The sequence below is a fragment of the Variovorax sp. RA8 genome (genome assembly GCF_901827175.1).
Classification (GTDB): Bacteria; Pseudomonadota; Gammaproteobacteria; order Burkholderiales; family Burkholderiaceae_C; genus Variovorax.
Genome location: NZ_LR594662.1, coordinates 1157264 through 1173953 on the forward strand (window position 1 = coordinate 1157264; position 16690 = coordinate 1173953).

Annotated in this window: 15 protein-coding genes; 7 read left to right on the forward strand and 8 right to left on the reverse strand. The window is 67.3% G+C overall.

Annotated features, from left to right (window positions below; translation table 11 throughout):
- Positions 1–62 precede the first annotated feature (62 nt).
- From E5P3_RS05545 to E5P3_RS05575, 7 genes are all read left to right on the forward strand, one after another.
- A complete protein-coding gene (locus tag E5P3_RS05545; RefSeq protein ID WP_162585064.1) occupies positions 63–656 on the forward strand; it encodes a hypothetical protein in 594 nt (197 codons plus the stop codon).
- Positions 653–1183, forward strand: a complete 531-nt coding sequence (locus tag E5P3_RS05550; RefSeq protein ID WP_162585065.1) for a TlpA family protein disulfide reductase — start codon at positions 653–655, stop codon at positions 1181–1183. Before E5P3_RS05545 ends, E5P3_RS05550 begins: the two co-directional genes overlap by 4 nt.
- Before the next feature lie 113 nt (positions 1184–1296).
- Entirely contained in the window at positions 1297–1767 is a 471-nt protein-coding gene (gene accB, locus E5P3_RS05555) for an acetyl-CoA carboxylase biotin carboxyl carrier protein (RefSeq protein WP_162585066.1), read from the forward strand.
- Positions 1768–1769: 2 nt separating this feature from the next.
- On the forward strand, positions 1770–3119 hold the full coding sequence (gene accC, locus E5P3_RS05560) for an acetyl-CoA carboxylase biotin carboxylase subunit (RefSeq protein WP_162585067.1): 1350 nt from the start codon (positions 1770–1772) through the stop codon (positions 3117–3119).
- A 13-nt stretch (positions 3120–3132) separates the two neighbouring features.
- Entirely contained in the window at positions 3133–4017 is an 885-nt protein-coding gene (prmA, locus tag E5P3_RS05565) for a 50S ribosomal protein L11 methyltransferase (protein ID WP_162585068.1), read from the forward strand.
- A 39-nt stretch (positions 4018–4056) separates the two neighbouring features.
- Positions 4057–5376 carry a DUF3426 domain-containing protein gene (locus E5P3_RS05570; RefSeq protein WP_162585069.1) on the forward strand — a complete coding sequence of 440 codons (1320 nt, stop codon included), beginning with the start codon at positions 4057–4059 and terminating at the stop codon, positions 5374–5376.
- A gap of 52 nt (positions 5377–5428) precedes the next feature.
- Complete coding sequence (locus E5P3_RS05575) at positions 5429–6331, forward strand: carbohydrate kinase family protein (protein ID WP_162585070.1); 903 nt, start codon at positions 5429–5431, stop codon at positions 6329–6331.
- Between the two features lie 70 nt (positions 6332–6401).
- On the opposite strand, the gene E5P3_RS05580 is transcribed toward E5P3_RS05575, so the two are convergent.
- The 8 genes from E5P3_RS05580 to E5P3_RS05615 form a co-directional block, all read right to left on the reverse strand.
- The gene (locus E5P3_RS05580; protein WP_162583570.1) at positions 6402–6884 is read right to left on the reverse strand and encodes a histone H1-like DNA-binding protein; all 483 of its coding nucleotides are present in this window, start codon (positions 6882–6884) and stop codon (positions 6402–6404) included.
- 195 nt (positions 6885–7079) lie between these two features.
- Positions 7080–8309, reverse strand: a complete 1230-nt coding sequence (locus E5P3_RS05585) for a ribonucleotide-diphosphate reductase subunit beta (protein WP_162585071.1) — start codon at positions 8307–8309, stop codon at positions 7080–7082.
- A 149-nt stretch (positions 8310–8458) separates the two neighbouring features.
- The gene (locus E5P3_RS05590) at positions 8459–11380 is read right to left on the reverse strand and encodes a ribonucleoside-diphosphate reductase subunit alpha (RefSeq protein WP_162585072.1); all 2922 of its coding nucleotides are present in this window, start codon (positions 11378–11380) and stop codon (positions 8459–8461) included.
- Positions 11381–11729: 349 nt separating this feature from the next.
- Positions 11730–12338: a 1,6-anhydro-N-acetylmuramyl-L-alanine amidase AmpD gene (gene ampD / locus E5P3_RS05595; RefSeq protein ID WP_162585073.1), complete on the reverse strand. Its 609-nt coding sequence runs from the start codon at positions 12336–12338 to the stop codon at positions 11730–11732.
- A complete protein-coding gene (locus E5P3_RS05600; RefSeq protein ID WP_162585074.1) occupies positions 12316–13833 on the reverse strand; it encodes a sigma-54-dependent transcriptional regulator in 1518 nt (505 codons plus the stop codon). Before E5P3_RS05600 ends, ampD begins: the two co-directional genes overlap by 23 nt.
- Before the next feature lie 4 nt (positions 13834–13837).
- Positions 13838–15532 (reverse strand): sensor histidine kinase, encoded by a 1695-nt coding sequence (locus E5P3_RS05605; protein ID WP_162585075.1) that lies wholly within the window; start codon positions 15530–15532, stop codon positions 13838–13840.
- Positions 15533–15608: 76 nt separating this feature from the next.
- The gene (locus tag E5P3_RS05610; RefSeq protein WP_162585076.1) at positions 15609–15857 is read right to left on the reverse strand and encodes a PP0621 family protein; all 249 of its coding nucleotides are present in this window, start codon (positions 15855–15857) and stop codon (positions 15609–15611) included.
- Positions 15854–16663 (reverse strand): cytochrome C assembly family protein, encoded by an 810-nt coding sequence (locus E5P3_RS05615; protein ID WP_162585077.1) that lies wholly within the window; start codon positions 16661–16663, stop codon positions 15854–15856. Before E5P3_RS05615 ends, E5P3_RS05610 begins: the two co-directional genes overlap by 4 nt.
- Positions 16664–16690: the final 27 nt, after the last annotated feature.

The following is a 16690-nucleotide window of genomic DNA, read 5'->3' on the forward strand; positions in this document are numbered from 1 at the left end:
TTCTAGGGATGCCCTGGGGAGCAGCTCTTCTGTGCGCGCCTTCCTTTGTGCAAAATGGGTCGATGGACGTGCCCAAGCAGGAAATTGCCGCCGCCGCAGCCCGCCTCATCGTCGAGGAGGGGCTGGAGTACGGTCCGGCCAAGCGCCGCGCCCTGCGCGACCTGGGCCTGCCTGCGCGCACCCCGCTGCCCCACAACGACGAGGTCGAGGGCGAGGTGCGGGACTACATCCGGCTCTATTGCGCCGACACGCAGCCCAAGGAGCTGCACGCCCTTCGCGTGCTGGCGCTCGAATGGATGGAGCACATGGCCCAATACCGCCCCCACATCGGGGGCGCCGTCTGGCATGGCACGGCGACGCGGCTGTCGGACATCTATATCCAGCTGTTCTGCGACGATCCGAAGTCGGCGGAGATCACGTTGATCGACCACCACGTGGATTACGAGCCGCGCATGGTCACGGGCTTCCATGGCGAGCAGGTCGAGGCCCTGAGCATCCATGTGGCCAGCCGCGCGCTCGGCGAGGAGATCGGCGTGCATCTGCTGATCTATGACCTCGACGATCTGCGTGGCGCCCTCAAACCCGATGCCCAGGGGCGCGTGCCCCGCGGGAACATGGCTGCCTTGCGGCGGCTGATTGAAAAGGAAAGCGGATGAATTCGAGGCCCACGCGCCGCGGCTGGCTCTATGGGAGCGTTGCCGCGGCGGCGGCAATTGCCGGCATCGGCGGGGCGGTATGGCACCGGCGCGCCGATGGTGGCGGGGAGCGGCTGGACGCCGCTTTCTGGGACCGGCGCTTCGAGCGACCGGAGGGCGGTGAGTTGGCTTTCGAGCAGCTTAGAGGCAAGCCCCTTCTCATCAACTTCTGGGCCACGTGGTGTCCGCCATGTGTCGAGGAGATGCCGATGATTGACACTTTCTTTCGCGAAAATGCCGGCAACGGCTGGCAAGTTGTGGGATTGGCCATCGATCAGCCCAGCGCGGTGCGCAAGTTCCTTGCCAAGACCCCGGTCAGCTATCCGATCGGACTGGCCGGTTTGCAAGGGACCGAACTGGTCAAGGCACTGGGCAACACGGCCGGCGGGCTGCCCTTCAGCTTGGTGGTGGACGGTGGAGGCGCAATTGCGGCGCGTAAAATGGGCAAGATCGAGCCGGCCGACCTGCAGGCGTGGCGGCGGGCATAGTTCACAGCTAGAATCAATCTCCCGAATCGGACAGTTGACGGCTGAACGCCGAAGTACACCGATTTTCTCGTGAGTTAAGTCCTCATGGCCGGCAAAGCCGGCGCTGGAGTCCCATGGATCTGCGCAAGCTCAAGACACTGATCGATCTGGTGTCCGAATCGAATATTTCCGAACTGGAAATCACTGAAACCGAAGGCAAGGTCCGCATTGTGAAGGGCGGAATTGCGGCGCCCATCCAGTACGTGCAAACAGTGGCGGCCCCGCCAGCCCCGGCAGTGGCTGGCACTGGGCCGGTCGGCGCCATCGCGGCGCCCGCTCCGGCCGCCCCCGCCCCGGAGGCGGCCCCGGCCGGTCATGTGGTCAAGTCCCCCATGGTCGGCACCTTCTATCGCTCTTCCAGTCCGGGCGCACCGGCCTTTGTCGAAGTCGGCAGCCAGGTCAAGGAAGGCGACACGGTCTGCATCATCGAGGCGATGAAGATCCTCAACGAAATCGAGGCCGACAAGTCCGGCACCGTCACACAGATCCTCGGAGAAAACGGTCAGGCGGTCGAATACGGGCAGCCGCTGTTCATCATCGAGTGACCATGTTCAAGAAGATCCTGGTTGCTAATCGCGGCGAAATAGCCCTGCGCGTTCAGCGCGCTTGCAGCGAGCTCGGCATCAAAGCGGTAATGGTGTATTCAGAGGCCGACCGCGAAGCCAAGTATGTGAAGCTGGCCGAAGAGGCGGTGTGCATCGGCCCGGCGCCGTCCTCCCTGAGCTACCTGAACATGCCGGCGATCATCTCGGCCGCCGAGGTCACGGATTCCGAGGCCATCCACCCTGGCTACGGCTTCCTGAGCGAGAACGCCAACTTCGCCGAGCGCGTCGAGCAGAGCGGCTTTCAGTTCATCGGCCCCACGCCCGAGTCGATCCGCATCATGGGCGACAAGGTCTCGGCCAAGCAGGCCATGCTCAAGGCCGGCGTGCCCTGCGTGCCGGGCTCGGAGGGCGAACTGTCCGACGACGCCGCCATCAACAAGCGCATTGCGCGCGCCATCGGCTATCCGGTGATCATCAAGGCGGCGGGCGGCGGCGGCGGGCGCGGCATGCGCGTGGTACACACCGAGGCGGCGCTGGTCAACGCCATCCAGATGACCAAGGCGGAGGCCGCCGCGGCCTTCAACAATCCCTCGGTCTACATGGAGAAGTTCCTCCAGAACCCGCGCCATATCGAGATCCAGGTGCTGGCCGACAAGCACAAGAACGCGGTCTACCTGGGCGAGCGCGACTGCTCGATGCAGCGGCGCCACCAGAAGGTGATCGAGGAATCGCCCGCGCCGGGCGTCCCGCGCAAGCTGCTCGAGAAGATCGGCGAGCGTTGCGCCATGGCCTGCAAGAAGATCGGCTACCGCGGCGCTGGCACCTTCGAGTTCCTCTACGAGAACGGGGAGTTCTATTTCATCGAGATGAACACGCGCGTGCAGGTCGAGCACCCGGTCACCGAGTTCACCACCGGCATCGACATCGTGAAGACGCAGATCATGGTCGCGGCCGGCGAGCGGTTGCCGTTCACGCAGCGCCAGATCGAGATGCGGGGCCATGCCATCGAGTGCCGCATCAACGCCGAGGACCCGTACAAGTTCACGCCCTCGCCGGGCCGCATCACCATGTGGCATCCGCCGGGCGGGCCGGGAGTGCGGGTGGATTCCCACGTCTACACGAACTACTTCGTACCGCCCAACTATGACTCGATGATCGGCAAGATCATCGTGCACGGCGACACCCGAGAACAGGCGCTTGCGCGCATGCGCACCGCGCTGAACGAGACGGTGGTGGAAGGCATCCAGACCAACATCCCGCTGCACCGCGAGCTGATGGTCGACGCCAAGTTCATGAGCGGCGGCACCAACATCCATTACCTCGAAGAGTGGCTCGCGGCCCACAAGCGCTGAGCGGGGTCGCCCCATGTTCGAACTTCGCCTGCTCGTCCCGGAAGACCGTGTCGAGACCCTCAGCGACGCGCTCGAGGCGCTGGATGCGCTGAGCGTCTCGGTCGAGGACGCGGACGCCCAGACCGATGCCGAGCAGGCGCTCTTCGGCGAGCCGGGCATGCCGCCGCCGAAGGAGGGTTGGCAGCGCTCACGCGTGATCGCTCTCTTCGCCGGCGAGGCGCAGGCGCGCGAAGCGGCGACCGTGCTGGCGGCGCAGGACTTCTTCGACGGTTGCCAGCTGCTGGACCTGGTCGACGTGCCCGAGCAGGACTGGGTGCGGCTCACGCAATCGCAGTTCGCGCCGGTCGAGATCACGCCGGAGTTCTGGATCGTGCCCACCTGGCACGAGCCGCCGGCGGGAGCGCGGCAGGTGATCCGGCTGGACCCGGGGCTGGCCTTCGGCACCGGCACGCATCCGACCACGCGCATGTGCCTGCGCTGGATCGCCTCGCACGCCGAGATGGGCGGCAAGCGCGTGCTGGACTACGGCTGCGGCTCCGGCATCCTCGCGATCGGCGCGGCGAAGTTCGGCGCCTCGGAAATCGATGCCGTCGACATCGACGAGGCCGCGGTCGACTCGACCCGCCTCAATGCCGAGGCCAATGGCGTGCATCTGAAGGCCGGCCTGAGCGAGCTCGCCCGGGGGCGCTACGACATCGTGCTCGCGAACATCCTCGCCACCCCGCTCAAGGTGCTGGCGCCGCTCCTGTGCGAGCACGTGGCGCCCGGCGGCTCGCTGGTGCTGGCCGGCATTCTCGAGCGCCAGGCCGATGAACTGAAGCTGGCCTATGCGCCCTATGCCTCGCTGGAAGTGAGCGACGCCGAGGACGGCTGGATCCTGATGACCTCAAGCTTCTGAGCTCGCCAGCCTTGGGGGCCCCAATACAATCGGCGCCTCATGAGCCTGGTCACCCGCTGCCCTGCCTGCGGCACCACCTTCAAGGTGGTGAGGGACCAGCTTCGCATCTCCGAGGGCTGGGTGCGCTGCGGCCGCTGCAGCGAGGTCTTCGATGCAACGCTCGACCTGCACGAAGCACCCGACCCGGCCCCCGCGTCCAAGGTGCCCGCGCCGCTCGACGACACAGCGGCGAGCGCGCCGCCTCCAGCAGCCGCACCGGCTCCGGCCTTGCCCGCGCAGGAGGAGGCCGAGCCGCCTGGAGAGGAACTAGGACGGCACGTCGAGGAGACGGACTTCCTCGATGACGAGCACGAGACCGAGCCGCCGCTCGCCGGGCCACCAGTCGCCGACGCGCCGGCATCTGAAGCGCCGGGGAAGCCCGAGGCGCCGGTGCAGAAATCCGGTCCTCAGTCCTTCACCGGCGTCGTCGCCGACGAACCCTGGGAGATGGCGGCGCCAATGGTCGAAGCGGACCCGCATGTGGTGCCGCCGTACCCTTCCTTTCCGCCCTTCCCGAACATCGACCTCAACCTCCCGGCCCAGCCGCCCATCGGCCGCGAGGCGCGTCCAGCGGAGCCGGCGCCGCCCGAGGCGAAGGCAGTGCGTGCGAACGCCGCCGAGGAGGACGCCGCCAATGTGCAGTTGCAGAAAGCCCTGCGCCGCGCGCGTGCCAAGTCCGCCAAGATCGCCCGCGCGAAGGCGCGAGGCGAAGAGCGGGCCGCGCGCGAGTCGGCGCCCGTGGTGCTGGCGGCCAGCGAGCCCGGGCCTGTGCTCGACAACCCGCGGCGCCTGCCCCGCTTCGCGGCGGCGGCGGCTGGCGGTGCGGCATTCTGGCAGCGCACGGGCGCGCGTCGCGCCTTGGTGGGCGTGGCCTTGTTCGCGGCCGTCCTCCTGGTCGTGCAGGTGCTGCATCAGGAGCGCGACCTGATCGCGGCGCGGCAGCCTTCGCTGCGCCCGGCGCTCGCGGCCTTGTGCGGGCTCACGGGCTGCGAGCTCTCGGCCCCGAAGCAGATCGGCGACATCACCATCGATGGCGCCTCCTTCGCGCGCGAGAAGAGCGGCGACGCCTACAGGCTGAACTTCACCTTGCGCAATGGCGCGCCGCTGCCGCTCGCGATGCCGGCCATCGAGCTGTCGCTGCTCGACACCCAGGAGCGGGCGGTGGTGCGGCGCGTCCTCATGCCCGCGGAGTTCGGTGCGCCGTCCGTGCTGCCGGCGCGCGCCGAGCGCGCGGCCTCGCTGCCGCTCGTGCTCACCGGCCCCGAGGCCGCGGGGCTGCCGCCGGTCGCCGGCTTCCATCTGCTGGCCTTCTATCCCTGAAGACGGCGCCTTTTCTTCTTTTTCTTCCTCAACCCAACCGGTGGTTTCATACATGGCAGCAGTGATTTGCGGTTCTCTTGCGTTCGACACGATCATGACCTTCGAGGGCCGGTTCGCCGATCAGATCCTTCCTGATCAGCTGCACATCCTCAACGTGTCTTTCCTGGTTCCCGGCCTGCGGCGCGATTTCGGTGGCTGCGCCGGCAACATCGCCTACAGCCTCAACGCGCTGGGTGGCAGGGCGTTGCCGATGGCCACGGTCGGCAGCGATGGCGGCGACTACCTGGAGCGGCTGCGCTCGCTCGGCATCAGCACGGAGTTCGTGCGGCAGGTGGACGACAGCTTCACCGCGCAGGCGATGATCATGAACGACCGCGACAACAACCAGATCACGGCCTTCCATCCGGGGGCCATGCAGCAGGCGCACATCACGAAGGTGACGGCGCGCGACGACATCCGCCTCGGCATCGTGGCCCCCGACGGACGCGAGGCGATGCTGCAGCACGCCGAGCAGTTCAACGCGGCCAACATTCCGTTCGTCTTCGATCCCGGCCAGGGCCTGCCGATGTTCGACGGCGAGGCGCTGCGGCATTTCGTGGAGTTGGCGAGCTGGGTGGTGGTCAACGACTACGAGGGAAAGATGCTCTCGCAGCGCACGGGTTGGAGCTTCGCCGAGATTTCCGAACGCGTGCAGGGCTTGGTCGTCACCCTCGCGGCCGAGGGCTGCGAGGTGTGGACCCGGGGCGAGCGCGAGCATGTGCTGGCCGTCAAGCCCACCGCCGTGGTCGAGCCCACGGGTTGCGGCGATGCCTGGCGCGGCGCGCTGCTGTACGGCCTGGAGCAGGGCTGGCCGCTCTCGCGCTGTGCTGCTCTGGGCAACCGCCTTGGCGCGCTCAAGATCGCGCAGCGCGGCCCGCAGAACTACCAGGTGGATCGCCAGGCGCTTGGACTCTGAGCCTCGGTCTGCAATAAAAAAAGCCCGGCACCGAAGTGCCGGGCTTTTGCCTTCAAGGCTGCTGAGCGACTCAGGGCTTGCTGGCCGTCGGGAACGGCCAGGCTGCCTGTGGGTTCAGCGTCGTTTGCGCCGCAGGCGCAGGCGTGACGGCGGCCTTGGCAGGCGCCTTCGCGGCCTTCTTGGCAGCAGGCTTCTTCGCTGCTTTCTTGGCGGCGGGCTTCTTGGCTGCGGCCTTCTTCGCAGGCGCCTTCTTCGCCGGCGCCTTTTTCGCTGCGGCCTTCTTCGCCGGCGCCTTCTTGGCTGCCGCCTTCTTGGCAGGAGCCTTCTTCGCTGCGGCCTTCTTCGCCGGCGCCTTCTTGGCCGCTACCTTCTTGGCAGGAGCCTTCTTCGCTGCGGCCTTCTTCGCCGGCGCCTTCTTGGCCGCTACCTTCTTGGCAGGAGCCTTCTTCGCTGCGACCTTCTTGGCCGGTGCCTTCTTTGCAGCAGCGACCTTCTTGGCCGGAGCCTTCTTTGCAGCGGCTTTTTTCGCCGGCGCTTTCTTTGCAGTTGCCATTTCTCTTTTCTCCTTGATCAAGTTGAAAAAATCAACCTTTGAAGCACTCCACGCATGTTGGTCATCGTGAAGCGATTCATGGCGTTGGATCGAGCTCCAGCGCCATGAACACCTGCGCCTTCACCGCCGCCGCACTCTCCGGTGCGTGTCGACGGTGATGGCTATTCTTGAATGCATTTTTCTTGTCGGAACAATTCAATCCCAGGAGAGCGCACCACCCGATTGATACTCGATCACCCGGGTCTCGAAGAAATTGCGCTCCTTCTTCAGGTCAATCATTTCGCTCATCCAGGGGAAGGGGTTTTCCTCGTTCGGGAAGAGCGTTTCCAGGCCGATCTGCTGCGCCCGCCGGTTGGCGATGTAGCGCAGGTAGCCCTTGAACATGGAGGCATTCATGCCGAGCACGCCGCGAGGCATGGTGTCTTCGGCGTAGCGGTACTCGAGCTCCACGGCCTTCAGGAAGAGGGCCTTGATCTCCGCCTTGAACTCCGCGGTCCAGAGGTGGGGGTTCTCGAGCTTCAGCTGGTTGATCAGGTCGATGCCGAAATTGCAGTGCATCGATTCGTCGCGCAAGATGTACTGGTACTGCTCGGCGGCACCGGTCATCTTGTTCTGGCGGCCCAGCGCGAGGATCTGCGTGAAGCCTACATAGAAGAACAGGCCTTCCATCAGGCAGGCGAAGACGATCAGCGACTTGAGCAGCGTCTGGTCGTTCTCGTGCGTGCCGGTGTGGAAGTTGGGGTCGCTGATGGCGTCGATGAAGGGGATGAGGAACTGGTCCTTCTCGCGGATCGACGGCACCTCGTTGTAGGCGTTGAAGATCTCGCTCTCGTCCAGGCCCAGCGACTCGACGATGTACTGGTAGGCGTGGGTGTGGATCGCTTCCTCGAAGGCCTGGCGCAGCAGGAACTGGCGGCATTCGGGCGCCGTGATGTGGCGGTAGGTGCCCAGCACGATGTTGTTGGCGGCCAGCGAGTCGGCCGTCACGAAGAAGCCGAGGTTGCGCTTGACGATGCGGCGCTCGTCCTCGCTCAGGCCGTTCGGGTCTTTCCAGAGCGCGATGTCGCGCGTCATGTTCACTTCCTGCGGCATCCAGTGGTTGGCGCAGGTGGCGAGGTACTTCTCCCACGCCCACTTGTACTTGAACGGCACCAGCTGGTTGACGTCGGTCTGGCCGTTGATGATGCGCTTGTCGGCCGCCTTGACGCGGCGCGCGGCCGGCATCGCGGGCGCGGGCTGCTGCGGTGCGCGCGCGACGGCGCCGTCATCGAGCTTGCGCGGAATGGGGGCGAGGGCGGGCGCTGTTTGCGAAGTCGGATGCTCCAGCGAGCGGCTGGCTTGCGCGTCGCTGTTCGATGGTTGCCGCATGCCTTGTTGCAGATCCTTTGGCAAGGAGGGCTTGACTTCTTCGTCCCAGGTCAACATAGAAAAATCCAATGCTCAAATTATGTGAGCAACGATGTGAGTTGCAAAGTGCTCTTCACATCGCGCTCTATTTATGTTGCCGTTATGTTGTTCGCATGCATCGCCATTTGTCGGGCGATGCCGCGAATCGCTGCATCTTCACGCCGACATCACTGACATGCTTCGCAAGTCGGATCGTCCACGCCGCAGAAGGCGATGTCGGTCGCGGGCATCGCGCTGAGCTGCGCCTGCGCAGCCGCTGCGGCCGCTTCGAGCGCGCTCATGCCTGACGAAGGCGCATCGTTCGAGCCCGAGGACACCGCGTTGAGCCGGCCCGACTGCACCGTGGACTTCTCGGCGTGCGTGGCGCTCTGCGTGCGCAGGTAGTAGGTGGTCTTCAGGCCGCGCAGCCACGCGAGCTTGTAGGTGTCGTCGAGCTTCTTGCCCGAGGCGCCGGCCATGTAGATGTTCAGCGACTGCGCCTGGTCGATCCACTTCTGGCGGCGCGCGGCGGCCTCGACCAGCCAGGTGGTCTCGATCTCGAACGCGGTCGCGTAGAGCGCCTTCACGTCCTGCGGCACGCGGTCGATCGGGCGCAGCGAGCCGTCGAAATGCTTGAGGTCCATCACCATCACGTCGTCCCACAGGCCCAGGCGCTTGAGGTCGCGCACCAGGTAGTGATTGATCACGGTGAACTCGCCGGAGAGGTTGGACTTGACCGAGAGATTGCCGAAGCAGGGCTCGATCGAGGCGTCCACGCCGATGATGTTGGAGATGGTGGCGGTCGGCGCGATGGCGACGCAATTGGAGTTGCGCATGCCGTCGGTCTTGATCTTCTGGCGCAGCGCGTCCCAGTCGAGCGTGGACGAGCGGTCGACCTCGACGTAGCCGCCGCGCGCCTTCTCGAGCAGCTCCAGCGTGTCGGGCGGCAACACGCCCTTGTCCCACAGCGAGCCCTTGTAGCTGGAATAACGGCCGCGCTCGCGGGCCAGTTCGGTCGAGGCCCAGTAGGCGTGGTAGCAGATCGCTTCCATCGATTCGTCGGCGAACTGCACGGCCTCCTGCGAGGCGTAGGGGATGCGCAGTTCGTACAGCGCGTCCTGGAAGCCCATCAGGCCCAGGCCGACCGGGCGGTGGCGCAGGTTGGAGTCGCGCGCCTTCTTGACCGCGTAGTAGTTGATGTCGATCACGTTGTCGAGCATGCGCATCGCCGTCGAGACCGTGCGTTGCAGCTTCTCCTGGTCGACCTTGCCGTCCTTCAGGTGCTGCAGCAGGTTGACCGAGCCCAGGTTGCAGACGGCAGTTTCGGTGTCGCTGGTGTTGAGCGTGATCTCGGTGCAGAGGTTGGACGAGTGGACCACGCCGGCGTGCTGCTGGGGCGAGCGCACGTTGCAGGCGTCCTTGAAGGTGATCCAGGGATGGCCGGTCTCGAACAGCATCGTGAGCATCTTGCGCCAGAGGTCGGTGGCCTGGACCGTGCGGCTGGGCTTGATCTCGCCGCGCGCGGCCTTCTCTTCATAGGCGACGTAGGCGGCCTCGAAGTCGGCGCCGAACTTGTCGTGCAGGTCAGGCACGTTGGAGGGCGAGAACAGCGTCCAGTTGCCCTTTTCCATCACGCGGCGCATGAACAGGTCGGGAATCCAGTTCGCCGTGTTCATGTCGTGCGTGCGGCGACGGTCGTCGCCGGTGTTCTTGCGCAGCTCCAGGAACTCCTCGATGTCGAGGTGCCAGCTTTCGAGGTAGGTGCAGACTGCACCCTTGCGCTTGCCGCCCTGGTTGACCGCGACGGCGGTGTCGTTCACGACCTTCAGGAAGGGCACCACGCCCTGCGACTCGCCGTTGGTGCCCTTGATGTGGCTGCCCAGCGCGCGCACGCGCGTCCAGTCGTTGCCCAGGCCGCCCGCGAACTTGGAGAGCAGGGCGTTTTCCTTGATGGACTCGTAGATGCCGTCCAGGTCGTCGGGCACGGTGGTCAGGTAGCAGCTGGAGAGCTGCGAGCGCAGCGTGCCGCTGTTGAACAGCGTGGGCGTGCTGGACATGAAGTCGAAGGAGGACAGCACCTCGTAGAACTCGATCGCGCGTGCTTCGCGGTCGATTTCGTTCAGCGCCAGGCCCATCGCCACGCGCATGAAGAAGGCCTGCGGCAGCTCGATGCGGGTCTTGCGCACGTGCAGGAAGTAGCGGTCGTACAGGGTCTGCAGGCCGAGGTAGTCGAACTGCAGATCGCGCTCGGGCTTGAGCGCGGCGCCCAGGCGGGCCAGGTCGTACTGCAGCAGCTTCTCGTCGAGCAGCTCGTTGTCCACGCCCTTCTTGATGAACAGCGGGAAGTTGTCGGCATAGGCCTGGGCACGCTCGGCGGCCGGCACTTCGCGGCCGACCACTTCCTTGAAGATCGTGTGCAGCAGCAGGCGTGCGGTGGCGAAGGTGTAGTCGGGGTCCTTCTCGATCAGGGTGCGGGCGGCGAGGATGGAAGCCTTGTAGACCTCGTCGAGCGGCACGCCGTCGTAGAGGTTGCGCATGGTCTCGGCCACGATCGGGCCGCCGGTGATGCTGTCGCCCAGGCCGGCGCAGGCGGATTCGATCAGGCCCTTGAGCTCGTTGAGGTCGAGCGCCACGCGCTCGCCGCGGTCGAGGACGTGCAGCGTCGAGACGGCGACGGGGGCGTCCTGCTCGCCCTGCCTGGAGCGCTCCTGCGCGCGACGCTCGCGGTACAGCACGTAGGCGCGAGCGATCTCGTGGTGGCCGCCGCGCATCAGGCCGAGCTCGACCTGGTCCTGCACATCCTCGATGTGGAAGGTGCCGCCGCCGGGGCGCGAGCGCAGCATGGCGCGCACCACGCCCTGGGTCAGGGTGTCGACTGTCTCTCGCACGCTGGCGGAGGCCGCGCCCTGGGTGCCGTGCACCGCGAGGAAGGCCTTCATCATCGCGATCGCGATCTTGTTGGGCTCGAAGGGAACGACCGCGCCGTTGCGGCGGATGATCTGGTAGTTGGCAAGCGCATTGCCGGCGGGTGAGCCGGCTTTGTCACGGGCTTGTTGCGGCGTCGAGGGAACGGCGCGGGACGTGACGGGATGGTTCTGGGCAGTTTGCATTCAGTCCTCTGTAGGCAATTCTTGTTGGGGCGGCCGTGCCGCGTCTGGCCGGTTGCTCGGCGTGAAGCACGGGGCAGGGCACACTATATCTGGGGTCTCAGAGGGCCACAACCCACTAGATGTAGTGTTTTCCTTGTAGTTCAATGGCATGCATCCCCGTGAAAGCGGGCCTCGATGGGGAGTTATTCCGCATCGTTGCTGCACGACCTTAGCGCGTACCGCTCTCCATGCGCCCTGCGCACGCATTTGGGCTTGGAAGGCGCATGGTTGCTGAGTGGCCGCGGGCGAGGGCGGCGGTGGCGGCAACGTGGCGCCGGTGCATCAGGGCCGAGGTGAAGATTGAAAAAATTCAGCGCGCCATGACGGTGTCGGGAAACATCGTGCGCTGCCAGCCCAGCTGCTGTTGCAGGAGCACCCAGTCGAAGCCGCTGCCGGGGTCCGCCTTCCGGCCCGGCGCGATGTGCTCGTGGCCCGCGACGAAGGCGATGGCGTAGCGCTGCGCGATGGCGGGACAGAGGCTGGCCAGGGTTTCGTATTGGGCGAACTCGAAGCGCTCGCCCTCCAGGCCTTCGAGCTCGATGCCGATCGAATCGTCGTTGCAGTTGGCGCGGCCGCGCCAGCGCGAGGGCCCGGCATGCCAGGCGCGGTCGTCGCAGCTCACGAACTGCCAGAGCTCGCCGTTGCGGCGCACATAGAAATGGGCCGAGACCTCGAGGCCGCGGATGCTGTCGAAGTAGGGGTGCGCCTCCCAGTCCAACTGGTTCATGAAGAGCTGCTGCACTTCGTCGCCGCCATAGCGGCCGGGCGGAAGGCTGATGGAGTGCAGCACGATCAGGTCGATCTGCGCGCCGGCCGGGCGTGGCCCGAAGTTCGGGGAGCGCAGCGATCTGGCGAATCGGTACCAGCCCTCCTGCCAGAGCTCGGCGCTCGGGCCCTCAGTCGTCGGCGCCGCTGCCATTGTTGTCGTCGCCGCCAGGCGTCGCAATTCCCAGGCGCGCGATGCGATAGCGGATCTGCCGCAGACTCAGGCCCAGCCGCGCCGCGGCCGCGGTGCGGTTGAAGCCGCTTTCCTGCAGTGCGCGCACGAGGATCTCGCGTTCCTGCTGGTCCAGATAGCTTTGCAGGTCGCTCGGGACCGCGACGGGTGGCTTAGCCGCAACCGCCGCGGCCTGCGGCTGTTCGACTGCTGCCGGCGCCGCTGTCTGGGGTGTTGTACTCGCCGGCTCGAGCGGCGCCGCGGGACTCGAAACATCGATGTGCAGCACATCGCCGTCGCTCAGGGCAACCGCACGGTGCAGCAGGTTCTCGAGCTCGCGCACGTTGCCGTTGAGCGGATGCTGCGACAGACGCTGCAGCACCTCGGGCGACAGCGCGGGGATCGGCATGCCGGCGTCGCGCGCGATCCGGGCCAGCAGCGCCTCGCAGAGCGCCGGCAGATCCTCGCGGCGCTCGCGCAGCGCCGGCACCGCGATCTCGATCACGTTGAGCCGGTAGAACAGATCCTGGCGGAAACGGCCGGCCTGCACCTCGGCCTGCAGGTCCTTGTGCGTGGCGCTCACGATGCGCACGTCGACGGCGTCTTCCTGCGTCGAGCCGATCGGCCGCACGCTGCGTTCCTGGATCGCGCGCAGCAGCTTGGACTGCATCGCCAGCGGGAGGTCGCCGATTTCATCGAGGAAGAGCGTGCCGCCGCGTGCGGCCTGGAAGTAGCCGTCGCGGTCTTGCGAGGAGCCGGTGTAGGAGCCTTTCCGCGCGCCGAAGAACTCGGCCTCGAGCAGGTTCTCGGGAATGGCACCGCAATTGACCGCGACGAAGGGCCCATCGCTGCGCTGGCTGCACGCATGCACCGCGCGCGCCGCCAGTTCCTTGCCAGTGCCGGACTCTCCGCGCACCAGCACCGGCGCCATGCCGCGCGCCACCTTGGCGATGCGCGACTTGACCAGGCGCATCGGCTCGGAATTTCCGACCAGCCTTTCGAGGGCCGCCGTGCCGGCGTTGCTGACGGTCGCGGCCAGCTTGCTGCCGTTGCCCTCCGCCTGGCGCACCGGCCGCGCGGGCGCGGCCTGCGCCTGCACTGCCGAAGCCACGACGGTACGGAACTGCTTCAGGTCCACCGGCTTGGTCAGGTAGTCGAAGGCGCCCGCCTTGAGGGCCTCGACCGCATTCTCGGCCGAGCCGTAGGCCGTCATGACCACGCAACGCTCGCTGCGCTGCTCCTGCTGGATGCGCTGCAGGATCTCCATGCCCAACCCGTCGGGCAAGCGCATGTCGGTGATCACGGCATCGAAGCGGCCCGCGTCCAGATGCTCGCTCGCCTCCGACACGCTGCCGGCCGCCTCGACGCGGTAGCCCTCGCGCAGCAGCGTGAGCTCGTAGAGCGTGCGCAGGTCGGGCTCGTCGTCGACGACCAGGATCTGGGCGGGGCGTGGCGCGGAAGGATTGGGGCTGCTCACGGCGCTATTGTGTCAGCCCGCCTTCGCCCGGCATGAAGACGACGGCGAATTCATTGCCCTCCGGCCCGCCTGCCGGCAAGGCACGGCGCTCGTAGCCGATGGTGGCGCCGTGGCGTTCGCACAACTCGCGGCACAGGTAGAGGCCTAGGCCGCTGGAGCGGCTCTCGGACGAGAAGAAGGGCTCGAACAGATGGCGCTGCACCGCGGGCTCGAGCGGTGCGCCGTCGCTCCACACCTGAAGGCTGGCGCGGCCGGCGGCGTTCAGCCGGGTCGTCACCTGGATCGAGCCGTCGCGCGCACCCGCGTAGCGCGCGGCGTTGTCGAGCAGGTTCACGAGGATGCGCCGCAGGTGCTCGATGTCGAAGCGCACCACGCTGCCGGGCGCCTCCAGCACCAGCAGCACGCCCTGGCGCTGCGTTTGCCGCACCCATTCTTCGGCCAGCGTGCGCACGGTGGGATCGAGCACCAGCTGCTCGCCGAGCGGCAGCACGCGCTGCTGGCGGGCGCGGGCGACGTCGAGCACGTCGTCGACGATGCGCGACAGCCGCTGCGCATTCTGCTGGACCATCGTCGTCAGTCGCCGGTGGCCGGGATCGACCAGGTCCTCGCCCAGCAGTGCGCTGGCCTGGGCGATTGCGGCAAGCGGGTTGCGGATCTCGTGCGCGACCGCGGCCGACATGCGCCCCATGGCCGCGAGCTTCTCGGTGCGGATGCGTGCCTCGAGCTCGCGCAGATCCTGCAGGAACATCACGCACAGGCTCTCGATGCCACGCTCGGCGGCGCGGGTGAGCCGAGTGCGCACGCGCACCTCGCGCGGCGCGCCCTGGGCCTGCGCGATCGGGATCTCGCGCGACTGCGACGTGCGTCGCGCGAACGTGTTGCGCGCGATCGCGGCCAGCGGCATCCAGGCCGGGTGCGCGCCAAGCGCGAAAGGCAGCTCGAGCTGTGCCAGTCCCTGCCCGAGAATCGCGTCGGCCGCGGGGTTGGCCGCGTGCACCTGCCCCTTGGCGTCGATCACCAGCACACCTTCGCTGAGCGTCTCGATCACCAGGTCGTTCACCAGGGCATGCATCTGCGCCGTGCCCCGGTTGCGCTGCGCCAGCGCCTCCTCGCGTATCAGCCGCCGAGCCAGCTCATGCGCCAGCAGCGCCACCACGAACAGGCCGGTGCCGGTCAGCGCAGCCTGCACGAAGCGCGCCGATGGCTCGGCCTGCTGCTGCAGCCAATACCAGCCGGCATGCGCCAGCAGCAGCAGCGTGACCACGGCCGTGGTGCCCAGGCCGACGGCGCCGCTGCCCAACACGGCGCCCATCAGCACCGGCAGGGCGAACAGCGGCGTGTAGTTGATGCTGCCCACCTGCAGAAGCTGCAGCGCGCTGAAGACCACCAGGTCGACGCCGATGGTCGACAGCCAGGCCGTGCCGAAGCGCCGCACCGGTGGTTGAAAGAGCGCATAGCGCGCGACCAGCAGGGTGGCAAGCAGGTAGCCGCCCGCCAGCGCGAGGACGATCGGCTGCACGGCCTGCCCGAGCGCGAAGACCAGCGCCTGGAGCAGCAGCAGCACGACGGCGACGAAGCTGCGCGCGGTCATGAAGCCGCGCCACAGGCGCAGCAGGGCGGAGCTTTCACGGCCGGCCGCCTGGTCGAGCGGCGTCCAGTCGGTCCCGGGCTCGGCACGCGACCAGAGGAAGGTGCTCATAAGGCAACCTCCGCCCTGCGGGCTGCGGTGCTGTTGGCCTTGGGAGCGGCCCGGCGGCTCATCGGGGGCGCCTCGTTCAGTGCGTCGCGGCCCGGCGGTGCGCCGCGCTGCAATACGCCGTGCCGTCGGCACCACGCACCGCGTCCGAGGCCGGCAGGTGCAGCCCGCAGTGCGCGCAGCGCAGCATGGCTTGCGGAGGCCCGATGCTGCGCGGTGCAGGCGGAGGAGGGGGCGGCGGCGTGCGCGACTGCAACTCTTCGCGCCGGGCCTTGCGCCAGAGCCAGACCGCCACCAGGATGATCGCGAGCACCAGCAGGTATTTCATGTCGCTGCGCGCCCCAGCACCACCTCGAGCACGAAACGCGAGCCCACATAGGCCAGCAGCAGCAGGGCCGCGCCGGCGTAGAGCACGCGCCGCGCGGTGCGGCCGCGCCAGCCAAAGCGCGCCCGCCCGACCAGCAGCACCGCGAAGCTGATCCAGGCCAGCACCGAGAACACGGTCTTGTGGTCCCATTTCCAGCCGCGCGCATTGGCGCCGTACAGCTGCTCGCTGAACAGCAGGCCGGCGAGCAGCGTGGCCGACAGCAGCACGAAGCCGGCGGTCACGAAGCGAAAGGTCAGCCGCTCCATCGTGAGCAGAGGCACGCCGGCCTGCGGTTCGGCCGCCAGCCGGATCTGCTTCTCGGCGCGGGTCATGAGCCAGGCATGGACCACGGCTGCGCCGAACAGGCCGTAGGAGGCGATGCCCAGCGCCAGGTGCAGCGGCAGCCAGGGCGAGGCCGAGACGTGCAGCGGCGTGCCCGGAAAGACCATCGCGAGCAGCACGGCCGCCGCGCCGAGCGCCGCGAGCACTCGCCGAATCTTGAGCTGCGGATACAGGCGGCTCTCGATCGCGTAGATGGTCATCACCAGCCAGGCGGTGACCGACAGCGCCGGCGCGAAGCCGAAGTGCGGGTCGCCGCCGGCCAGCGACCAGGCGAGCACGCAGGCGTGCAGCACCCAGGCCAGGCCCAGCATCCATTGCGTGGAAGGCCGCCCGAGCCAGGAAGAGGCTGCGGCAGTCGCGCCGTAGGCCGCGGCGGTGGCGATGCCCAGCGCCACGCCGAGTGGGGAGGGGATCGCTAAAATCATCGACCGGAGTTTAGCGTCTCGCCTTTG

What these genes read in the sequence shown, in the direction of transcription:
- prmA (WP_162585068.1), top strand. Translation starts at nt 3,133, where the DNA reads ATGTTCGAACTTCGCCTGCTCGTCCCGGAAGACCGTGTCGAGACCCTC.
- ampD (WP_162585073.1), bottom strand. Translation starts at nt 12,338, where the DNA reads ATGGCAGCGGCGCCGACGACTGAGGGCCCGAGCGCCGAGCTCTGGCAG.
- E5P3_RS05585 (WP_162585071.1), bottom strand. Translation starts at nt 8,309, where the DNA reads ATGTTGACCTGGGACGAAGAAGTCAAGCCCTCCTTGCCAAAGGATCTG.
- E5P3_RS05590 (WP_162585072.1), bottom strand. Translation starts at nt 11,380, where the DNA reads ATGCAAACTGCCCAGAACCATCCCGTCACGTCCCGCGCCGTTCCCTCG.
- E5P3_RS05575 (WP_162585070.1), top strand. Translation starts at nt 5,429, where the DNA reads ATGGCAGCAGTGATTTGCGGTTCTCTTGCGTTCGACACGATCATGACC.
- E5P3_RS05580 (WP_162583570.1), bottom strand. Translation starts at nt 6,884, where the DNA reads ATGGCAACTGCAAAGAAAGCGCCGGCGAAAAAAGCCGCTGCAAAGAAG.
- E5P3_RS05615 (WP_162585077.1), bottom strand. Translation starts at nt 16,663, where the DNA reads ATGATTTTAGCGATCCCCTCCCCACTCGGCGTGGCGCTGGGCATCGCC.
- accB (WP_162585066.1), top strand. Translation starts at nt 1,297, where the DNA reads ATGGATCTGCGCAAGCTCAAGACACTGATCGATCTGGTGTCCGAATCG.
- E5P3_RS05605 (WP_162585075.1), bottom strand. Translation starts at nt 15,532, where the DNA reads ATGAGCACCTTCCTCTGGTCGCGTGCCGAGCCCGGGACCGACTGGACG.
- E5P3_RS05550 (WP_162585065.1), top strand. Translation starts at nt 653, where the DNA reads ATGAATTCGAGGCCCACGCGCCGCGGCTGGCTCTATGGGAGCGTTGCC.
- E5P3_RS05545 (WP_162585064.1), top strand. Translation starts at nt 63, where the DNA reads ATGGACGTGCCCAAGCAGGAAATTGCCGCCGCCGCAGCCCGCCTCATC.
- accC (WP_162585067.1), top strand. Translation starts at nt 1,770, where the DNA reads ATGTTCAAGAAGATCCTGGTTGCTAATCGCGGCGAAATAGCCCTGCGC.
- E5P3_RS05570 (WP_162585069.1), top strand. Translation starts at nt 4,057, where the DNA reads ATGAGCCTGGTCACCCGCTGCCCTGCCTGCGGCACCACCTTCAAGGTG.
- E5P3_RS05610 (WP_162585076.1), bottom strand. Translation starts at nt 15,857, where the DNA reads ATGAAATACCTGCTGGTGCTCGCGATCATCCTGGTGGCGGTCTGGCTC.